Origin of the sequence: Photorhabdus stackebrandtii (assembly GCF_011189495.1) — a bacterium.
GTDB lineage: Bacteria > Pseudomonadota > Gammaproteobacteria > Enterobacterales > Enterobacteriaceae > Photorhabdus > Photorhabdus khanii.
This window is the reverse complement of record NZ_PUJV01000169.1, coordinates 1-587: the sequence shown is the minus strand read 5'-3', so window position 1 is coordinate 587 and position 587 is coordinate 1. Positions and strand designations below refer to the sequence as shown.

Below are 587 nucleotides of genomic sequence, written 5' to 3'. Positions count from 1 at the left end.
CGGCCAGCCGGATCCGCTGCCCCCATTGGCCATTCAGTACCCGGATTACGCCGCCTGGCAGCATCAGTGGTTTTCCGCCGAACGTACCCAGGCGCAGTCGGACTACTGGCGCACAACACTGGCCGATGCCCCGGTGCTGCTGGCGTTGCCCACAGACCGTCCCCGCCCGCCAGAGCCGTCGTTTGCCGGTCAGGTATTACCGGTTCGCTTGGGACCCGAATTAACCACCGCCCTGAAACAGTTAAGCCAGCAGCACGGGGTTACCCTGTTTATGACCGTGTTGTCGGCCTGGGGCGTGGTCTTATCGCGGCTGTCCGGTCAGGAGGATATTATTATCGGCACCCCGAGTGCCGGCCGCAGCCGGCAGGAAGTGGAATCGTTGATGGGGTTCTTCGTGAATACGCTGGCCTTGCGTATGAACTTCTCGGGGGCATTAACGGTCGCTGAATTGCTGACCCAAGTCCGGCAAACCGCGTTAGCGGCCCAGGCCCATCAGGATCTGCCGTTTGAGCAGGTGGTGGAAATTGTCCAACCGCCGCGCCGGCTGGCGCATACGCCGCTGTTCCAGGTAATGTTTGCCTGGCAGA

Annotated in this window: 1 protein-coding gene; it reads left to right on the top strand. The window is 61.8% G+C overall.

Going from position 1 to position 587, the window contains the following annotated elements; translation table 11 throughout:
- Nucleotides 1–25 precede the first annotated feature (25 nt).
- The coding region (locus tag C5470_RS22190) for a condensation domain-containing protein (protein ID WP_242688284.1) at nt 26–587 on the top strand (562 nt) is incomplete at its 3' end.